The sequence below is a fragment of the Echinicola soli genome, assembly GCF_006575665.1.
Lineage (GTDB): Bacteria > Bacteroidota > Bacteroidia > Cytophagales > Cyclobacteriaceae > Echinicola > Echinicola soli.
In genome coordinates, this window is the sequence record NZ_CP041253.1 from 43,602 (window position 1) to 62,500 (window position 18,899).

An 18,899-nucleotide genomic window follows, 5' to 3' on the forward strand; every position below is an offset into this window, starting at 1 on the left:
GTCAGCGCCTCGTCCGGTGGGCAACCAAACATTATTTTGACAATCATTTTTTCCGTCCACTTATTTTAACTAATTTTGCACCTTAAATTTGAAAGGTGTAAGCCAGGCTGTATGAAGAAGTTAGATTTCGAAGATCTTATTCTGTTTCAAAATGATGACTATATTGTCATCAACAAGCCTCCATACTTATCGACCTTAGACGATAGGCATGAAAGACAAAACATCCTTCACTTGGCCAAAGATTACATTTCAGATGCCCAAATGTGTCACCGATTGGACAAGGAAACTTCAGGATGTTTGGTTATTGCAAAAAATCCGGATGCATACCGTAATATTGCGATCCAATTTGAACACAGAAAAGTCGAAAAAATCTACCACGCCGTGGCAGAGGGGATCCATGAATACGACCATAAACTCGTAGACAGGAACTTGGCAGCGACCAATAAAGGTATCGCCAAGATCAGCATCAAGGGAAAACCCGCCACGACCTATTTCACCACGCTGAAAACCTACGCCATGCATTCATTGATCGAATGCAAGCCGGTTTCGGGAAGACTGCACCAAATCAGGGTTCACCTGTCGTATTTGGGAGCACCTATCTGTGGCGATGAAATGTACGGCGGTAAGCCGCTATACCTTTCAGCACTTAAAAGAAAATTTAACCTGAAGAAGGGAACAGAAGAATTTCCGATCATGCAACGTGTTTCACTGCATGCTTATTCCATCTCCTTTGAGGGAATGGACGGCCAGCCCATTGAGGTGACCGCCCCTTACCCCAAGGATTTTGCGGTATTGATAAAACAGTTGGAAAAGAAGTAGCCGACAGGCCGTGACATTTCATACTGACAATTACCGATTAAGCATCTTCGCGACAAATTAGGATAGAAAAAACCGCTATCCACGTGAAAATTAGGCAGTAAACGTAAAGATATTTTGCATATAATCGGAATTCCTTCTATCTTTGTGTCCCTTTTTGAGGGCGAAATGTATTTAACAAGCTAATAATTAAACATTTACACAGTGGATACTTTAAGCTATAAAACCGTATCAGCAAACAGTGCTACCGTACAAAAAGACTGGGTGATAGTGGATGCCTCAGCAATGGTACTTGGTAGATTTGCAAGTGAGGTAGCGAAAATCTTAAGAGGAAAAAACAAGCCTAGCTTCACTCCTCACGTTGACTGCGGCGACAATGTAATTGTCATCAACGCAGACAAAATCCGATTGACTGGTAAGAAGTGGGACGATAAGGTATACGTTCGTCACACAGGCTACCCAGGTGGTCAGAGAATCTCTACCCCAAGGATCCTTAAAAGCAAGTCTTCTGCAATCCTTGTAGAGAAAGCCGTAAGAGGAATGCTTCCCAAAAACAGATTGGGGAGAAAACTGTACACCAACCTTTATGTATACGAAGGTACTGAACATCCTCACGAAGCTCAACAACCAAAAGCAGTTAAACTTTAATCTGATCATTCCATGGAAGTTATCAATACAATCGGTAGAAGAAAGACATCTGTAGCGAGGATCTATATGAAGCCTGGCAAGGGTGAAATCATTGTTAATAATAGAAGCATTGAAACATATTTCCCTTTTGACCTTCACCAGATCGTCGTAAGACAGCCGCTTACATTAGTGAACGAAGCTGAAGGTTTTGACATCAAAATCACTGTAGACGGTGGTGGTATCAAAGGTCAGGCGGAAGCAGCCAGAATGGCGATCGCCCGTGCACTATGCGAAATCAATGAGGAACACAGAAGCCCATTGAAGAAAGAAGGATTCCTTACCAGAGACCCAAGAATGGTTGAACGTAAGAAACCAGGACGCAGAAAAGCAAGAAGAAGATTCCAGTTCTCCAAGCGTTAATCTGGAAATTACTAAAGTACTTTATAAAACATACATATTTAAATGGCTAAAATCGAATATAAAGACTTACTGGATGCTGGTGTCCACTTTGGACACTTAACAAGAAAGTGGGATCCAAGAATGGCGCCGTATATCTTCATGGAGAAGAACGGTATCCATATCATTGATCTGAACAAAACGCTCGTGTGCCTTGATGAAGCATCCAACGCACTCAAGCAAATCGTACGCTCCGGCAAAAAAGTGATGTTCGTGGCGACCAAAAAGCAAGCCAAGGACTTGGTAGCTGAAGAAGCAGCAAGACTAAAAATGCCCTTCGTGACCGAAAGATGGCTAGGTGGTATGATGACCAACTTCGCCACTATCCGCAAGTCACTTAAGAAGATGTCTTCCATCGACAAGTTGATGAAAGAAGAGTCTTACACCAACCTTGCGAAAAAGGAACGTCTGATGGTCACCAGACAGCGCGAAAAACTTGAAAACGTACTGGGCGGTATTGCTGACCTTACACGTCTTCCTGCAGCGCTATTTGTAGTGGACATCAAAAGAGAACACATTGCAATTGCCGAAGCCAAAAAGCTTGGTATCCCTGTTTTCGCCTTGGTAGATACTAACTCCAACCCTGGAGAAGCGGATTTCCCAATCCCTGCCAATGACGATGCATTCAAATCCATTTCATTGTTGGTAAAAGCGGTCGGTTCTGCTATTGAAGAAGGACTTTCTGAAAGAAAGAAAGACAAAGAAGAGGCAAAACTCTCTGAAGAGGAAGAAGCAAAGAAAGCTGCTGACGCCGAAACCAAAGAATAATCCACTATGATTTAATGATAACAGAAAATTGAACATACGGTAAACTACCTATGTTCAATTTTTTTGTTATTGCCTACTCGTTTTGACGCTTCCTGAGAGGAAAAACGATCATATTATATAAGTCATCATCACTATTAAAAATATCAAACAATGGCTATTACTGCACAAGATGTAAACAAACTAAGACAAATGACTGGTGCCGGTATGATGGACTGTAAAAAAGCCCTTACCGAAGCTGAAGGAGATTTTGATAAAGCGGTTGATATCTTAAGAAAAAAAGGACAAAAGGTATCCGCTTCCAGAGCAGACCGTGAAACTAAAGAAGGTGTAGTAGTTACTAGTGTAAGTGCCGACAAATCAGAAGGGGTGCTATTGACGCTTACTTGTGAAACGGACTTCGTAGCCAAAAATGAAGAGTTCGTAGGTTTTGCCAACGCAATTCTTGAATTGGCTGTGGAAAAAGGAGCTTCTACTAAAGAAGAAATCCTAGCCCTTCCTTTCGAAAACATCACTGTAGGTGAGAAAATCATCGAAATGACCGGTAAGATCGGTGAGAAGATCGAAATCAGCGACTACGTAGTCGTAAAAGGTGAAGCCGTAGTACCTTATATCCACTCTAATGGCAAACTAGGTGTATTGGTAGCGCTTAAAAACGTAGGTGGTGCTGAGGTAGAAGAAGCTGGCAAAGACGTAGCCATGCAGATCGCTGCCATGAATCCTGTAGCCGTGGACAAAGACGGTGTGGATGCTTCTGTAGTGGAAAGAGAAATCGCCGTAGGTAAAGAGCAAGCCCAGGCAGAAGGCAAGCCTGAAGCAATGATCGAAAAGATCGCTATGGGCAAACTGAACAAATTCTACAAAGAAAACACCTTGCTAAGCCAGTCTTTCGTAAAAGACAGCAGCAAGTCTGTTACCCAATACTTGGACGGCGTAACCAAAGGCCTTACTGTAGTGGACTTCAAAAGAGTATCTATCGGATAATTCATTTCCGAAACAGTATAAAATAACAAAAACCGCAGGTCATAGGGCTTGCGGTTTTTTTTAATCCTATCCCTTCATCAGCTCCTCTATCTCCTCCGCTTCGATCGGAATATTCTTCATCAAATCCGTATTTCCCTTCTCTCCGATCACATAATTATTCTCTAATCTGACGCCTATCGCCTCCTCACGGATATAGATTCCCGGTTCAATGGTGAAGACCATCCCTGCCTTTACGGGCGCATAGACCGAACCTACATCATGCACGTCCAATCCCAACGGATGAGACGTCCCATGCATAAAGTACTTCCGGTAGTGTGGCTTGGCGGGATCCTGCTTGCGCACATCGTGCTTGTCCAGCAGTCCCAGTCCGATCAATTCTGCTTCCACCAACTTGCCCACCTCCTTTTGGTAATCCTGTAACAGAATACCCGGTCTGAGCATCTTTTCGGCCGCTCTCATGACACGAAGTACCGCATCATATACCTTACGCTGCCTTGGCGTGTAACGGCCATTTACGGGGATCGTCCGAGTCATGTCTGCGTTGTAATTACCGTATTCGGCTCCCACATCCATCAGGATCAGGTCGCCCGAATGACATACCTGATCATTTTCCAAGTAATGCAGCACACAGGAATTGGGACCGGATCCGACAATGGGCTCATAACCAAATCCCCTGCTGCCATGACGGACAAATTCATGCAGGTATTCCGCTTCGATTTCATATTCTTTAACCCCTGGCTTCACAAAATCCAAAACCCTATTAAATCCCTTTTCGGTAATATCACAAGCCCTTTGTAGTTGGTCGATTTCATCTGGTGCTTTGATCGACCTCAACTCCCCCATCAAAGGTGCCAGTCGCTCATATCGGTGAAGCGGACACGCTTCTTTTAACTTTTTAATAAAACGCGCATCCCTACTTTCTACTTCATTGGCAGCTCCCCGGTGTTCATTTGAATTAAGATAGACATGATCCACATGGCTCAGGATACTCTGCAATACCTGATCAAATTCAAAAGTCCACCGCACAGATTTTATACCAGACAGCACACTTGCTTCAGACTGACTTAGCTTATGCCCTTCCCACACAACAATCTGCTCATTTGTTTCCCTTACAAACAACATTTCACGCATCGATTCACCGGGGAAATCTGGACAAATCAGCAGGATCGTCTCTTCCTGATCGATACCACTGAGGTAGAACAAATCATTATTTTGCCTGAATTTCATCGTCCCATCAGCATTGGTGGGCATAAGGTCATTGGCATGCAAGATGGCAACGGAGTTTGGCCGCAGCTTCTTGGCCAGCTTAGATCGGTTTGCCTTATAAAAAGTATTGTTTAATGGTTGATATCTCATTGCTTAATATTTTCTCTGAATTGATTTCCCAAAGGCATTGCCGGCACAGAGGAAGGCGTCGGCACCATATGATCGCTAATGTTTTGCCCCTGCTGAAGGCTCCTTCACCAAGCCATCTGTGCACACGTATTTTTTGGCAGCGATATTTTCATTCATTATCCGCAAGTTCTCTTCCTGGTCGGTCCAGCTTTCTTTGTGGTACAAATGATATTGGACAGCCAAATTCCTCACCGAGCCCAATTGATAACCGAGCCCTTTAAATCGCCAAAGTAGATCAGCGTCCTCACCAACTGCTGGGCGTGTGTAAGCTTCATCAAATCCGTTAATCGCATAAATCGCATCTTTGTGAAAGGACATATTGCATCCTTTTAGGTGCCTCATTTTACGTGTCCCCACTATCCTTCCCAATATACCTTTCGGATCAATAAAAAAGCCCTCTTCCACAAACTCCCCGCCCCGCTTTTTGATTTTTGTAAAATGCTTTCTCAAATAAGCATTCATTTCACTTGGCTTGATGGATTCCTCCAGCAACAACGCTGACGTCTCGGAATCAAGCTTAATGCGTTTTCCGGCAAGGATGGCAGTTGGATCGGCATTCTTTATATGAAACTCCATAAACCGGGGATGGAGTACACAGTCCCCATCGATAAATACCAGCCAATCGGTATTGGCTGCCCTGATGGCTTCATTGAGTGCTTGGTTTTTTTGCCAGCCTTTGTCCTCCCTGGCCAGATGCTGAATAGGATGCTTGAAGGAATAATGATCCACAAATCCCTTCATCTCTTCAGAATCACCATCCTCAGAGATGATCACCTCAAACCGATGGTCAGTTTGCCCGGCCAGTGAATCCAACACGGCCTTTAGGAAAGTAGTGTTTTTATAAACCGATATAATTAAAGTAGCCTTTAACTCGTCTTTAGTGTAATACATATTACTCATTTGGTCAATAGAAAGGGACTTCCACCCATTATTCCGTTATTAAAATTAACATATTAAAGACCATGAAAAAAATATCCTGATAAAGTACATTATTTTTGTAATTTCAAGGTTGAAAGTAAATAATACATGTCATATAATATCAAAGCGTTACCAAATGGTATCCGTATCGTGCACCAGGAAGTGACACACACCAGACTGGTCCATTGCGGGTTTATTCTGGATATCGGCAGCAGGGATGAAGCGAAAGAACAAGCTGGCCTGGCCCATTTCTGGGAACATATGGCCTTTAAAGGCACCCAGAAGCGAAAGTCATTTCACATCCTGAACAGGTTGGAGTCTGTGGGCGGAGAGTTGAACGCCTATACGACCAAGGAAAAAATATGCTTCTATTCCTCCATTTTAAAGGAACACTTCAATAAAGCAGCCGAGCTGCTGTTTGACATTACTTTCCACAGTACCTTTCCTGCAAAGCAAATCGAAAAAGAACGCCAAGTCATCCTGGAAGAAATGGCCATGTACCGTGATTCTCCCGATGATGCCATCCAAGATGAATTTGATGAGGTAGTTTTTCAGAATCATTCGCTGGGAAGGAATATTTTGGGTACAGAAGAGACGGTAGCCAGCTTCTGTCAAAATGATTTCTTTGATTTTATATCCACTAGAATGGATACCTCAAAGATCGTCTTTTCGGTAGTGGGCAATATCTCTTTCCAAAAAGTACTCCGACAACTCGAACCTAAACTAAACGAAATCCCTACCAAAAAAAGCCTTTACAGAAGAAGTGACTTTACCCACTATCAGCCAAAACACGAAACGGTTTATAAAGAGATCAGCCAGGCCCATTGTGCCATTGGAAAGCCGGCCTATTCGCTGTACCACCCTGATCGCTACAAACTTTACCTACTGAACAATATTCTTGGAGGCCCAAGTATGAATTCCCGTTTAAACCTTGCCTTAAGGGAAAAATATGGATACGTTTATAGCGTAGAATCTGCCTACCAAGCTTATAAAGACACCGGTTTTATTGGTATGTTTTACGGTACCGAGGAAAAGACCTTTAAAAAAGCCCAAAAGCTGGTATTGCGTGAACTTAAGCGACTAAGAGAAAAGAAACTGGGAACGCTGCAGCTTCACATGGCCAAAGAGCAGACCATCGGACAAATGGCCATGGCCGAGGAAAACCACGCGGCACTCATGTTGGTATTTGGCAAAAGCCTTCTGGACAAAGGTCGTATTGATTCACTGGACCATATATTCAACATCATCAGAAACACCTCCTCTGAGGATCTCCAGCACATTGCCAACGAGATGTTCAGAGAGGATGAACTTAGTTTTCTCACTTATTTACCCCACTAGAAAATGGAATTTATTAGCGAGGACCTTTTGCACTATTGTCAGGAACATACCACCGATGAAGATGAACTGCTTCAACGGATCTCTCGTGACACCCACGCCAAAGTTTTGATGCCCAGGATGCTGTCTGGTCACCTCCAAGGGAAGACCCTGGAGTTCTTCACCAAAATGCAACGGCCTAAAACCATACTCGAAATAGGAACCTATACTGGCTATTCAGCCATCTGCATGGCAAGAGGGCTTGATAAGGACGGAAAGATCATCACCATCGATAAAAATGATGAGCTTGAAGAAATGGTCAGGGAATATTTTACAGCCTCTGGTCTGGATTCACAGATCCATTATATGTTGGGAAATGCCATGGAACTCATTCCAGGGATCGATGAATCATTTGACATGGTGTTTATTGATGCGGATAAAACAAATTATTCCAATTATTACAACATGATCATCGATAAGGTAAATCCTGGGGGACTGATCCTTGCGGACAATGTCCTTTGGTCAGGGAAAGTAGTCCAGGATCATTCAGGTAAAGCGGACAAATCCACCCAGGCCATTTTGGACTTCAATAAAATGGTACAAGATGACGACAGGGTAGAAAATGTACTCTTCCCAATCAGGGATGGTATCATGATGGCCAGAAAGCGATAGTTTTCTACGCACAATACACATATCAAAACCAGTTTTCCGACCGTTTATTAATTAGGTAATCAATACTTCGTAAACTATTGGCATGTTTTATAGACCAACCAAGACTATTTACAGTGGCCTGATCTTTTTTATTTTTGCCACCCTAAACCTTGCCTATGCCCAGGCACCACATGTCCCCCAAACCATTCGTTTTGCCGACATGACGCTCCATCTCAACAACCAGGCCCAGCGAGACATCCAGTTGGATGTAGATGCCCTTCACCGCAATCCCAGTTACTTTAAAACCAAGATGGAAAGGGTCGATCTCTATATGCCCGTAATCGAACAGGTCTTGCGAGAGCAAGGCGTGCCTGACGACCTTAAATACCTGGTTATTCAAGAAAGTGGCCTGATACCTGATGCAGTATCCACCTCTAACGCTGTTGGCTTCTGGCAGTTTAAAAAAGGTACTGCCCATGAAGTGTTTTTACAGGTGGATAACCAAATCGATGAACGAAAAAATATCGTCGCCTCGACAAAAGGTGCCGCCATCTACCTAAAAAAGAATAATAGCCGGTTTGACAACTGGGTATGCGCGATGGTGGCTTATCAAATGGGCCTTGGGGGAGCCCAAAATTATTTTGGCAGCCAATATAACGGGGATAAAACCATGAAGATCACCCGAAACACCCATTGGTATTTCAAAAAGTACTTAGCTCATAAAATTGCTTTTGAAAGCCAAATGGGCAAGTTTGTCAGCAATCAGCATCTGGAGGTGGTCGAGGTACAAGGTCCTGCTACACTTTCCCAACTTGCTAAAAACCTTAAGGTAAGCGAATCCCACCTTGAAGCATATAACAAATGGGTCAGTCGTAAAAAAATACCAGGCGGTAAAACCTACAGTCTTACCTATTTGGCAACAGGTGCTCCTTCATACAAGCCAGTCCTCACGTCATCCAGCACCACATCCGCCCCTACAAGCGTCCCCAACGCTAGCCACATCAACCAAGCTGGTTATCCCAAAATAACGGGCAAACAGTCCCAGCCTTTCGAAAGAAACCAAATTCGCGTCAATGGCATAAAGGGGATCGTGGCCGCTGTCAACACTACCCCTGAAGACTTTGCCGAACGAATCGGCATACGTGACGGAAAATTCAGAAGGGTAAACGATTTGTCCAAATCAGACCCTGTCCTAAAAGGCCAATATTATTACACCAAAAGAAAAAAAGGAAAGGCCAAAACACCTTATCATGTCGTCAGAACAGGAGAAACACTCTGGGGGATCTCCCAAGCTTATGGCATCCGACTGCACTCACTAAAGGCCAAAAACAGGTTGTACAAAGACGAAGACCTTAGGGAAGGAATGATATTAAAACTGCAAAAATACCGGAGAAGAAATGAGCCATTCGAATATCGCCAAATAGCGCCTTCTCCCCCTAAAAGACAGTCCGGTACACCAAAACCATCACCTACTTCCACTAAAACGGCTGCCCCCTCCCCTACGAGCCAAGCTCCCCGAACCCAACTCACGCACAAGGTGGCAAAAGGGGAAACACTTTATGCCATTGCAAGAAAATATGGTGTCACGGTTTCGCAAATCCAACAATGGAACCAAATTGGAAACCAATCGGTGATCCAGGTGGGACAGGAACTAATCATTCGTCGTGATTGAGGCATATCGAGAAAGAAATATATATTTGTAGTCTATTCATTAAAAACCCAGGAATGATTCGGCACCTTACCTGCTTTCTTTTTTTATTGTTGACAAGCATGCAATGGGCTTCTGCTCAGGACAGAATAACTGACATTGTACCCGACACCGTTCTGATCAACGGCGACACCCTGGTCATGCTGGGAGATAGCCTGATCATAAAAAAAGAAGTAAAGCCCACTTTCTGGGAGACTGGCGGCAACTACAATCTTAGCATTCAGCAAGTGAGCCTGTCCAATTGGGCTGCCGGTGGTGCCAGTTCCTTTGCGCTAAACACAGGGGTAAATCTTTTTGCCAACTATAAGAAAAACAATAAAATCTGGGAAACTTCCTTATCGGTCAATTTTGGCTTTAACAGGCAATCTGACAGATCCTACAAAACCCGAAAGACCAATGACAACTTTAAGTTTGTCAGTAAATATGGCCGTGAATTGGCTAAAGGGTTCTATTTGTCCACCCAATTGGAAGCCAGAACACAGTTATTGGAAGGTTATAAATATTTTAAAAAAAGCGGATCCGACCTGGAATCCAGAAATTTGATTTCTGATTTTCTCAGCCCTGGCTATGTTCAGTCCTCTACAGGTCTGAACTACCAAAAAGAAAAAGATGGCTTTAAGTTCTCCTCCATTCTATCGCCTTTCACGGGACGTTTTACCATTGTGCTCAATGACTCCTTGAGCCAAGCCGGTGCTTTTGGCATTGTACCAGGAGATAAGGTCAAGCCCGAAGCGGGTGCCTCCCTAGGTACCTCTATTGATATGAGAGTAATGGAAAACATTAATTGGAAAGCTGACCTTAACCTCTTCTCCAACTACGGCAAATTTGGCAATATGGTGGTCAACTTTAACTCTACCATCAGCATGAAAGTCAATAAATACATCAGCACAAGAGTCGAAACCATCCTGATCTACGATGAAAATGTCTATATAGAAATGGATAATGGCAATAAATCCAGGGCCGTGCAGCTCCAAAACCTCATTAACTTTGGACTCGGCATTGACTTCTAAAAATCCGTCTCCAGGCCAAATCGCTTTTGCAACTCCTTGAGTGCCGGGGATTTCTTGGTCAGGTAAGCCAATTTATCTGTGGATGTATAAAGCTTGGATTCTTCGCTGACCGCATCCTCCTTGACTTCAAAATCTATTTCCACAAAGTCATTTTCCAGTTTTCTTCTAAACACCCCGATCAATTCTGGTCGTAACTGCGCAAAACGGTGTTCTTGCAGTTCTCCATTCAAGAAAAACTTTACTGTACTTTCATTAACCTCAAAGGGCTGTTTGAGCAATGTACTTTCTATTAGCCGCTTCTGCTGCTTATAATCAGCAATGATATCCTCTAAGACAGCGCCTAGCCTCCCCTTATCAAAAGGAGTGCTTTGGGTTGTCTTTTGATCGATAGATTTCTCTTGCTCTTCCTTTTTAGGTGATTGGAGACTTTCTTCTGCTTTGCTCTTCACACGGCTTTTTACTTCAGAAAGACTGGAAGGAATTGCCATCGTTCTCTTTACTTCCGTTTTTGGAGCAGATGAGTTCGTGGAAGGCTTTTCTTGATGACTGGCTGACGGAGACTTCTGCTTAGCTAGTCTTTTTTTTTTGCCTCTTCACGTGCTACAGCAGCCAATGTTATGGCCTGTGGCAGTTTTGCCAGCTTCATCAAAGCCAGCTCCACATGAAGTCGTTGGTTTTTGCTGCCCTTATAATGAATGTCGCACTGGTTGCAAATGTTTAGCGCAGAAAGTAAAAACGAAAGATTAGATTTAGCAGACTGCTCAATATAACGTTCCTGGGCACTTTCGGAGACCTGAAGCAATTCGACCGTGGCCGCATCCTTACAAACCATCAAGTTTCTAAAATGCTCACTTAACCCTACAATAAAATTATGGCCATCAAATCCTTTTTTGAGGATTTCATCAAAAATCAATAACACATTGGATACACTTTCCGCCAAAAGCGCATCTGTAACCTTAAAATAATAATCATAGTCCAAAATATGGAGATTATTAATCGTCTCAGAATACGTCAGCTTATTGCCTGCCGAATAGGTAACGATAAGGTCAAATATGGAAAGTGCGTCCCTTAATGCCCCGTCCGCTTTAGCGGCTATCAATCGTAATGCTTCATCTTCATAAGCAATATTTTCTTCTGAAGCGATATACTTTAGATGCTCGGCAATGTCCTTGATCTGAATCCGATTAAAATCAAATATTTGGCAGCGGGAAAGGATTGTAGGAATAATTTTATGCTTTTCTGTAGTAGCCAGAATAAAAATCGCATATTTGGGCGGCTCTTCCAAGGTTTTCAAAAAAGCATTGAAAGCCTGTGTCGAGAGCATGTGAACCTCATCAATGATGTAAATCTTATAACTCCCCTTCTGAGGTGCATACCTCACCTGATCCACCAAATTCCGGATGTCGTCCACTGAGTTATTGGATGCTGCATCCAGTTCATGGACATTAAAGGAACTATTGGTATTAAATGCTTTACAAGACTCGCATTCATTGCAAGCTTCAAAGTCATCAGACAGGTTTTCACAGTTAATGGTTTTTGCAAGAATCCTTGCGCAAGTGGTCTTTCCCACACCACGAGGCCCACAGAACAGGAATGCTTGCGCCAAGTGGTTATTTTTAATGGCATTCTTAAGCGTAGTAGTAATATGCTGCTGCCCCACCACGCTTTTAAAATTGGAAGGTCTATATTTTCTTGCTGAGACTACAAAGTTTTCCATCACCGCAAGATATAAAATTCCTAGAATTTAGAAGGGCTAAAAACCCAAAATCCATCTGTAAATGAACCAACTTCCTGAAAAACAACACCATCAATTCAACCGGTCCAACACATTGTACCGAGAGGTATTGCTGACATACTCTGGCACAATCTGCTTTATATGCCTGACAATGTCGGTATCAGAATTCAAAATCAACAACCGCTCGAAAAATTCTATCTGATAGTTGACCCTGTTAAAAGGGACATTACCCATTTTGACCACCCTTATTTTAGGATGATGGGTGATTTGGAGCTGTTCAGAATGGCATATCAGTTCTTCATGCAGTTTTTCTCCTTCGCGAAGTCCTGTAAAGACGATCTTGATATCTTCCCCTACCTTTTTGTCACTCAGCTGTATCATTTTCTTGGCCAGGTCAAGGATTTTCACTGGCTCGCCCATGTCAAAAATAAAAACTTCACTTCCTTTTGACATTGCTCCGGCTTCAAGTATCAGCTGACAAGCCTCACTGATGGTCATAAAGTACCTTGAGATGTTGGGATCTGTAACCATCACAGGACCGCCCTGTTCAATCTGCTTTTTAAACAGGGGAATAACGGATCCATTGGATCCCAGCACATTTCCAAACCTGGTAATGGCAAACTTGGTAACCTGTCCTTTTTCCACGTCCAGGTAATCACTCAATGCCTGGATATAAATTTCCGCTATTCGCTTTGACGCACCCATTACATTGGTAGGGTTTACAGCCTTATCTGTGCTGACAAATACAAACTGTTTTACATTGTGCAAGACGGAAAGGTCAGCAAGATTTTTAGTAGCCAAAACATTACTGGTCACCGCCTCTTCTGGATAGTTTTCCATCATAGGAACGTGTTTGTATGCTGCTGCGTGATAAACGATTTCAGGCTTGTGCTCCTTGAATATTCGATCCATCTTTCTGGCGTCTCGAATATCTGCCAAAATCGGTTTGATTGAGCTTTTCCAATGTCCACCCTTAAACTCCTGCTCTACATCATAGAGTGCTGATTCGGCTTTGTCCACCATAATCAACACCGAAGGCTTATGTGCAATGATCTTGCGGCACAGTTCACTCCCGATAGATCCTGCTGCACCGGTTACCATAATAACCCTATTGGATATTTGACCAAATACAGCTGGATTGTCCAGTGATATCTCAGGCCGAGACAGCAGGTCTTCAATCCTAATTTGTCGAATTTTACCCATACTAAAGCCTCCCTTCACCCATTCATCTATCGACGGCACCACACTCACTTTGATGTCTAGCTGCAAACACTCTTCGATAATTTCCTTTTTCCTTCTGGGAGAAATACACATTACCGAAATCAATAGGTCGGTGATCGTATGATCCTTTTTAAGGGATTTCAGCCGATCAAGCCCGTAATAAACAGGAATCCCTCCAATACTCTCTCCCGCTTTCTGCGCGTCATCATCCAAGAATGCATGAATTTTCTGATTTGTTCCGGCTTGGCTCCCTAAAACGGTTTTCGAGAGTCTACCGGCTTCTCCAGCCCCAAAAATAACGATATGCTTCTTTGGTTGCTTTTTCTTTAAGTACATTCCATAAAACTCCTTCGCGAACAGCCGGTATAGTGTCATGGTAAAAAACGCCAATAGCGCCGCAATGATGAGCACCGACATCGGTATGAAGACCTCCGGTAACACCAGGTTTTCCAATACTAGGCAAACCAGAGCGGTCAACATGACAGATACCATGACAATATACGCCACTAAAACAAAATTACTTAACCGTGATCTACCTCTAAGCCATCTCACCTTTTCCGTAAAAAGCATTGCTCCCGTTCCCAAGAACATAAAAAGTAACGCACTATCCAAAACTGGATAATTTTGTATAACTTCCCACTCAAAATTTAATCTTAAAAAATATGCTAGGACGATGGAATGAAATAGAATCACCGAATCAATTGTACGTGTGATCCAATTTATCATTATTACTATGTTTGCTTAAAAATGTCACAATTATTGGTAAAATTCAACAATTGCTCCATAAAAAATATCCTATTAAAGATTAAAAGAAATTCTTTAGTACAATGTAATATCAATAAAACACATAAAAAATATTTAGAAAAACATTTTTAGGTATTTATAGACAAATTTGAGTAATAATAAAATACTCATCAAAAAATAAAAAGTACCGCTATCCGCTAGTCATGACCCCGAAATGGAGCTACATGTTCTTTATTACTGTAAACACCTCTATGATCAAATGGTTTGCATAGTGATAGGACAAGGATAGTAAAATCTTGCCTAAAACTCATATTGCTTATATACGCCAAATCATAAGCAAATTTCTCCTTCCAACTAATTGCATTTCTACCTTTCACTTGAGCCAATCCAGTAATTCCCGGCTTAACTGCATGTCTCTTTGCTTCTTCCTCATTGTATAAAGGCAGGTATTCTACCAATAAGGGCCTGGGACCTATCAGACTCATATCACCTAAAGCAATATTTAAAAACTGCGGAAGCTCATCCAGTGAAGTTTTCCTTAACCACCTTCCTAGAAAAGTTAATCGCTCATGATCGGCCAGCAGCACCCCGCTCTGATGCATATGGCCTTTCATAGTCCTTAGCTTAAAGATCTTAAAAACCTTTCCGTCCTTCCCCACTCTATCCTGAACAAAAAAAGGATTGCCTCTTAAGTCAATGGCCAAAATAATAGAAATAAACAGCACCAGTGGAAGGCATATGATCAACCCCACCCAGCCCAGGAAATAGTCAATATTTGGCTTAAATATACTTTGATACATTATATGATGACTTTTTCTGAAATTCCAATATAGAGGATGAAACATACTCAACATCTTCAAATGTCAACCCATTTCCCGAAGGTAAGCACAGACCTCTCTTAAAAATCTGCTCCTCCGCCCCATTCCCGTAATATGGGCAAGAACTGTACAAAGGCTGTAGCTGCATTGGTTTCCATACAGGCCTTGCCTCTATATTTTTACGCTCCAGAAAGTGTCTCAGTTGCTCAGCTTGTTTCTCTTGTGGAAGGATTATGGCCGTCAACCACCGACTACTCTTCATGTTACTATCACCCATTTGAAATCCAATTCCACTATCTGACAGAAAAGAAAAATACCAATCAAAAATATTTCTTCGCTTATTGATCTTTTCTTGAAGCTGGTCTATTTGACTACAGCCCAAAACTGCGTTCAGGTTACTAAAGGCATAGTTATATCCCAATTGACTATGTTCATAATGAGGAGCCGGGTCCTTCGCCTGCAAGGCTAAAAAGTTTGCTTCTTGGATTTTCATACTATCCTTTGTCAACAATGCACCTCCTCCCCCTGTGGTAATGATCTTATTGGCATTGAAAGAAAAGATTCCATAATCGCCAATAGTACCACAAAATTGACCATCAATTAATGACCCCAATGCTTCTGCTGCATCTTCTATAATAGGCACACCATAGTGTTTGGCAATCTCAGACACTTCATTCATTCTTGCTGGCATTCCAAATACATGTACTGGGATGATTGCCTTAACACGCCTTCCTTTTTTCCGTCTATCCTCCAATGCCTCAATCAGGTATTTTGGACTTATATTCCAAGTCTCTCCTTCACTACCCACAAAGACAGGATTTGCTCCTAGGTACTTAATAGGGTTTGCTGAAGCTGAAAACGTCAAGGATTGACATAAAACCTCATCTCCACTCCGTACACCTGCCAACCTCAAGGCCAAATGAATAGAAGCTGTTCCCGATGAATATATACCTACATTAGAAAAACCCAGAAAATCCTGGAGCTTTTTATTAAAGGAATCAATAAAAGAACCTTGATACCCCACTTCCTTCCTTGACAACGCCATGCTCACCTGCTCGGCGATGTCCTCTTTAAATACTGGCTCAGAAAGCTTGATTCTTGGCATAAACCCTCTTATCAAATTATAGTAGACTACTAATTAATGAAAAATATCAACACAAATCACACAAAATATTGATTATATTGTGTAAATATTACCAGTTACACACAACAAAAAAGACATTAAACAACAAAAGGGCCCAAGGCCCTTCATGCATAATCATCCAATCCAAAGGATCAATTTAAATTAACATCCTCTTGCCTGAGTACTTCTTCATCTATTTTCACCTTAGCTCTCATGCCATGATAGGTACGCTGGGCCAGTACGCGAGGTGAACATCTTACAATTTGTTTAACCCTACGGAGCGTTAATCGGTCCAGTAGTACTCCCCCCGCAACAACCAAAACAACTAAGGTAGGCAACATAACGATATCGGGAAGTTCATTAAAAACCACCATCAAAAAGATAAATCCAACCTTCACGCCACCCAATATCAGCGCTACCTGATCGTGTCTAAAGCCCATTCGCATTAAAAAATGGTGCACATGACTCTTATCTGCCGTCATTGGTGATATTCCTTTTCTTGCCCTCTTAACAAAAACGCGCAAGGTATCATAAAAAGGGACAATCAGTAAAGCAGCTGCAGTAGCCAAAGGGGCATGAAACTTAAAACCGCCTACAGGAACAGACACATTACTCTCTATAAACTTGATACATAAAACCGACAAGGCAAATCCTAATGTCAATGACCCCGTATCACCCATGAAAATTTTAGCTGGATGCCAATTGTAGACCAAGAAAGATAGCACTGCGCCCACAAATGTAAAGGCAATAAAACCATAGGTTGTGTGTCCAGAATAAAGGAACCATCCACCTAAGCCCAAAAAGGTAATGATACTTAATGTCCCTGCCAGTCCGTCCAATCCATCAATAAGATTAAAGGCATTGGTCAAACCTATTATAGCAAATATCGTCAGAAAATAACTAAACCACAACGGAAGCTCATAAACGCCCAATAACCCATAAAAATCAGTAATCCTTACATCACCTAAAACCACTACAGTAATTACGGCTATAAGTTGCCCAATTAACTTTTGATAGGCAGTCAATTCAACCAAATCATCCCTCAATCCCAAAATAAACATGATGGAAAGCCCCAACATGAAAAACCTGATTTCTACCAATTGTTGGTAATTTAACCATATAAGAATACCTCCCAAAAGGCCAATGAATATGGCAATTCCTCCCATGGATGGAACTGAATATTTATGAATCTTTCTACCTCCTGGTTTATCCAATAAATTTCCTTTTTTAATGAGAAATATTAGCAGGGGCGTTAATATAATCCCTATAAAAAAAGCAGTCAGTACAGAAAACAATACTAATAGCATAGAAAAGTATTAAGGTATTTAAATATGCAAAACTTGGCACTGGTGATGTTGATACTCTTTATAAATCATCAACAAACAGTAAAGAATATTAATATTCTTTTTCCATTTTTCAAATATACTAATTTTTTATCAAAAACCTCAACTATAACAATTCGTTAATATGGCATTCCATCTAATTACTAACAATTAATGACCGTCTAATCCTATTTTACTTTATGGTATTATACAGTTAATACGGATCAAGCAATATTTGTGGGAGCCTATTTAAACTGCCCACAGATTACACTTCCTGCCCCGGTTCATCAGGGGGATCTCCACGGATTTTCCATATCAATCATTGATTGATAAAAGGCCATCCGCCGAATATACCCTGACCGGCATAAAAGCCCATGACCATATAAAAACTACCTAATCTTCAAAACATGGATTCCGGTGGTTGGGGATATCCTTCTTTGGAAAGCCGTGTACGGGACACCCAGGTATAAAAAAGAAAAGGCCCTCCGTATATACGGAGGGCCTTGATAAAATCGGGCGGCGACCTACTCTCCCGGGTGTGACCCCAGTACCATCGGCGCGACAGGGCTTAACTTCTCTGTTCGGGATGGGAAGAGGTGGATCCCCTGTGCCGTACCGCCCTAAGCTCTTTATGTGCCCCTCTCTGAAAAGGGACAACGCGTTTCTTTTTTTCCTTTCTGTTCCTTATAAGCCTTTCGACCCTACAAAAGATAATACAACTCCAAACAGGCAAGCTTTCGGGCTATTAGTACTGCTCAGCTATGCCGTCTCCGGCTTTACACCTGCAGCCTATCAACGTCATCGTCTCTGACAACCCTATACGGAAACCTCATCTCGAGGTGGGTTTCGCACTTAGATGCTTTCAGCGCTTATCCCTTCCGGACGTAGCTACCCGGCAGTGCAGTTGGCACCACAACCGGTACACCAGCGGTCCGTCCAACCCGGTCCTCTCGTACTAAGGTCAGATCCTCTCAAGTTTCCCACGCCCGCAACAGATAGGGACCGAACTGTCTCACGACGTTCTGAACCCAGCTCGCGTGCCACTTTAATGGGCGAACAGCCCAACCCTTGGGACCTTCTCCAGCCCCAGGATGTGACGAGCCGACATCGAGGTGCCAAACCTCCCCGTCGATATGAGCTCTTGGGGGAGATCAGCCTGTTATCCCCAGAGTACCTTTTATCCTTTGAGCGACGGCCCTTCCATACGGTACCGCCGGATCACTATACCCGTGTTTCCACCCTGCTCGGCTTGTCGGCCTCACAGTCAAGCTCCCTTATGCTATTGCACTCCA

The 18,899-nt window shown here is 42.6% G+C and carries 17 protein-coding genes and 2 rRNA genes (1 of these 19 only partly in view); 9 read left to right on the forward strand and 10 right to left on the reverse strand.

Translation table 11 applies throughout. The features are described from left to right. The first annotated feature begins 111 nt into the window (after positions 1–111). The 5 genes from FKX85_RS00220 (at position 112) to tsf (ending at position 3,648) form a co-directional block, all read left to right on the forward strand. Positions 112–819, forward strand: coding sequence for an RluA family pseudouridine synthase (locus tag FKX85_RS00220; RefSeq protein ID WP_141612832.1), 708 nt, complete (start codon positions 112–114; stop codon positions 817–819). A 201-nt stretch (positions 820–1,020) separates the two neighbouring features. Beyond that, positions 1,021–1,464: a 50S ribosomal protein L13 gene (rplM, locus tag FKX85_RS00225; RefSeq protein WP_137400749.1), complete on the forward strand. Its 444-nt coding sequence runs from the start codon at positions 1,021–1,023 to the stop codon at positions 1,462–1,464. 12 nt (positions 1,465–1,476) lie between these two features. After that, on the forward strand, positions 1,477–1,863 hold the full coding sequence (rpsI, locus tag FKX85_RS00230) for a 30S ribosomal protein S9 (RefSeq protein WP_141612833.1): 387 nt from the start codon (positions 1,477–1,479) through the stop codon (positions 1,861–1,863). Between the two features lie 42 nt (positions 1,864–1,905). Beyond that, positions 1,906–2,667, forward strand: coding sequence for a 30S ribosomal protein S2 (rpsB, locus tag FKX85_RS00235; protein WP_141612834.1), 762 nt, complete (start codon positions 1,906–1,908; stop codon positions 2,665–2,667). 150 nt (positions 2,668–2,817) lie between these two features. Beyond that, positions 2,818–3,648: a translation elongation factor Ts gene (gene tsf, locus FKX85_RS00240; protein ID WP_141612835.1), complete on the forward strand. Its 831-nt coding sequence runs from the start codon at positions 2,818–2,820 to the stop codon at positions 3,646–3,648. A gap of 66 nt (positions 3,649–3,714) precedes the next feature. On the opposite strand, the gene FKX85_RS00245 is transcribed toward tsf, so the two are convergent. Then, positions 3,715–5,004, reverse strand: coding sequence for an aminopeptidase P N-terminal domain-containing protein (locus tag FKX85_RS00245; RefSeq protein WP_141612836.1), 1,290 nt, complete (start codon positions 5,002–5,004; stop codon positions 3,715–3,717). A gap of 75 nt (positions 5,005–5,079) precedes the next feature. Then, positions 5,080–5,934: a glycosyltransferase gene (locus FKX85_RS00250; protein WP_141612837.1), complete on the reverse strand. Its 855-nt coding sequence runs from the start codon at positions 5,932–5,934 to the stop codon at positions 5,080–5,082. 135 nt (positions 5,935–6,069) lie between these two features. On the opposite strand from FKX85_RS00250, the gene FKX85_RS00255 reads away from it, so the two are divergent. The 4 genes from FKX85_RS00255 to FKX85_RS00270 all read left to right on the forward strand — a co-directional run bounded on the left by FKX85_RS00255 (position 6,070) and on the right by FKX85_RS00270 (position 10,644). Continuing rightward, complete coding sequence (locus FKX85_RS00255) at positions 6,070–7,299, forward strand: M16 family metallopeptidase (RefSeq protein ID WP_141612838.1); 1,230 nt, start codon at positions 6,070–6,072, stop codon at positions 7,297–7,299. Positions 7,300–7,302: 3 nt separating this feature from the next. Further along, on the forward strand, positions 7,303–7,947 hold the full coding sequence (locus tag FKX85_RS00260) for an O-methyltransferase (RefSeq protein ID WP_141612839.1): 645 nt from the start codon (positions 7,303–7,305) through the stop codon (positions 7,945–7,947). A gap of 82 nt (positions 7,948–8,029) precedes the next feature. After that, the gene (locus FKX85_RS00265; RefSeq protein WP_141612840.1) at positions 8,030–9,598 is read left to right on the forward strand and encodes a lytic transglycosylase domain-containing protein; all 1,569 of its coding nucleotides are present in this window, start codon (positions 8,030–8,032) and stop codon (positions 9,596–9,598) included. Positions 9,599–9,696: 98 nt separating this feature from the next. Then, positions 9,697–10,644 (forward strand): DUF3078 domain-containing protein, encoded by a 948-nt coding sequence (locus FKX85_RS00270; protein ID WP_229239723.1) that lies wholly within the window; start codon positions 9,697–9,699, stop codon positions 10,642–10,644. Here FKX85_RS00270 and FKX85_RS00275 read toward each other — a convergent pair. The 8 genes from FKX85_RS00275 to FKX85_RS00310 all read right to left on the reverse strand — a co-directional run. After that, positions 10,641–11,132 carry a DNA polymerase III subunit gamma/tau gene (locus tag FKX85_RS00275; protein ID WP_141612842.1) on the reverse strand — a complete coding sequence of 164 codons (492 nt, stop codon included), beginning with the start codon at positions 11,130–11,132 and terminating at the stop codon, positions 10,641–10,643. The two genes, FKX85_RS00270 and FKX85_RS00275, sit on opposite strands and share 4 nt — an antisense overlap. Positions 11,133–11,215: 83 nt before the next feature. Further along, positions 11,216–12,361: a DNA polymerase III subunit gamma/tau gene (locus FKX85_RS00280; protein ID WP_141612843.1), complete on the reverse strand. Its 1,146-nt coding sequence runs from the start codon at positions 12,359–12,361 to the stop codon at positions 11,216–11,218. Positions 12,362–12,451: 90 nt separating this feature from the next. Then, positions 12,452–14,212, reverse strand: a complete 1,761-nt coding sequence (locus tag FKX85_RS00285; RefSeq protein WP_229239724.1) for a polysaccharide biosynthesis protein — start codon at positions 14,210–14,212, stop codon at positions 12,452–12,454. A 329-nt stretch (positions 14,213–14,541) separates the two neighbouring features. After that, positions 14,542–15,144 (reverse strand): sugar transferase, encoded by a 603-nt coding sequence (locus FKX85_RS00290; protein WP_141612845.1) that lies wholly within the window; start codon positions 15,142–15,144, stop codon positions 14,542–14,544. Then, positions 15,125–16,267, reverse strand: a complete 1,143-nt coding sequence (locus FKX85_RS00295) for an aminotransferase class I/II-fold pyridoxal phosphate-dependent enzyme (RefSeq protein WP_141612846.1) — start codon at positions 16,265–16,267, stop codon at positions 15,125–15,127. Before FKX85_RS00295 ends, FKX85_RS00290 begins: the two co-directional genes overlap by 20 nt. A 170-nt stretch (positions 16,268–16,437) precedes the next feature. Beyond that, positions 16,438–17,592 carry a glycosyltransferase family 4 protein gene (locus FKX85_RS00300; protein WP_141612847.1) on the reverse strand — a complete coding sequence of 385 codons (1,155 nt, stop codon included), beginning with the start codon at positions 17,590–17,592 and terminating at the stop codon, positions 16,438–16,440. 526 nt (positions 17,593–18,118) lie between these two features. Next, positions 18,119–18,230: ribosomal RNA gene (gene rrf, locus FKX85_RS00305) — 5S ribosomal RNA — on the reverse strand. Between the two features lie 102 nt (positions 18,231–18,332). Further along, a 23S ribosomal RNA gene (locus FKX85_RS00310) occupies positions 18,333–18,899 on the reverse strand (it continues 2,317 nt past the right edge of the window).

Bases quoted from the DNA above. Each gene is read 5' to 3' on its own strand.
- FKX85_RS00220 (WP_141612832.1), top strand. From the start codon at position 112: ATGAAGAAGTTAGATTTCGAAGATCTTATTCTGTTTCAAAATGATGAC.
- rpsI (WP_141612833.1), top strand. From the start codon at position 1,477: ATGGAAGTTATCAATACAATCGGTAGAAGAAAGACATCTGTAGCGAGG.
- rpsB (WP_141612834.1), top strand. From the start codon at position 1,906: ATGGCTAAAATCGAATATAAAGACTTACTGGATGCTGGTGTCCACTTT.
- tsf (WP_141612835.1), top strand. From the start codon at position 2,818: ATGGCTATTACTGCACAAGATGTAAACAAACTAAGACAAATGACTGGT.
- FKX85_RS00245 (WP_141612836.1), bottom strand. From the start codon at position 5,004: ATGAGATATCAACCATTAAACAATACTTTTTATAAGGCAAACCGATCT.
- FKX85_RS00250 (WP_141612837.1), bottom strand. From the start codon at position 5,934: ATGTATTACACTAAAGACGAGTTAAAGGCTACTTTAATTATATCGGTT.
- FKX85_RS00255 (WP_141612838.1), top strand. From the start codon at position 6,070: ATGTCATATAATATCAAAGCGTTACCAAATGGTATCCGTATCGTGCAC.
- FKX85_RS00260 (WP_141612839.1), top strand. From the start codon at position 7,303: ATGGAATTTATTAGCGAGGACCTTTTGCACTATTGTCAGGAACATACC.
- FKX85_RS00265 (WP_141612840.1), top strand. From the start codon at position 8,030: ATGTTTTATAGACCAACCAAGACTATTTACAGTGGCCTGATCTTTTTT.
- FKX85_RS00270 (WP_229239723.1), top strand. From the start codon at position 9,697: ATGCAATGGGCTTCTGCTCAGGACAGAATAACTGACATTGTACCCGAC.
- FKX85_RS00275 (WP_141612842.1), bottom strand. From the start codon at position 11,132: ATGGCAATTCCTTCCAGTCTTTCTGAAGTAAAAAGCCGTGTGAAGAGC.
- FKX85_RS00280 (WP_141612843.1), bottom strand. From the start codon at position 12,361: ATGGAAAACTTTGTAGTCTCAGCAAGAAAATATAGACCTTCCAATTTT.
- FKX85_RS00290 (WP_141612845.1), bottom strand. From the start codon at position 15,144: ATGTATCAAAGTATATTTAAGCCAAATATTGACTATTTCCTGGGCTGG.
- FKX85_RS00295 (WP_141612846.1), bottom strand. From the start codon at position 16,267: ATGCCAAGAATCAAGCTTTCTGAGCCAGTATTTAAAGAGGACATCGCC.
- FKX85_RS00300 (WP_141612847.1), bottom strand. From the start codon at position 17,592: ATGCTATTAGTATTGTTTTCTGTACTGACTGCTTTTTTTATAGGGATT.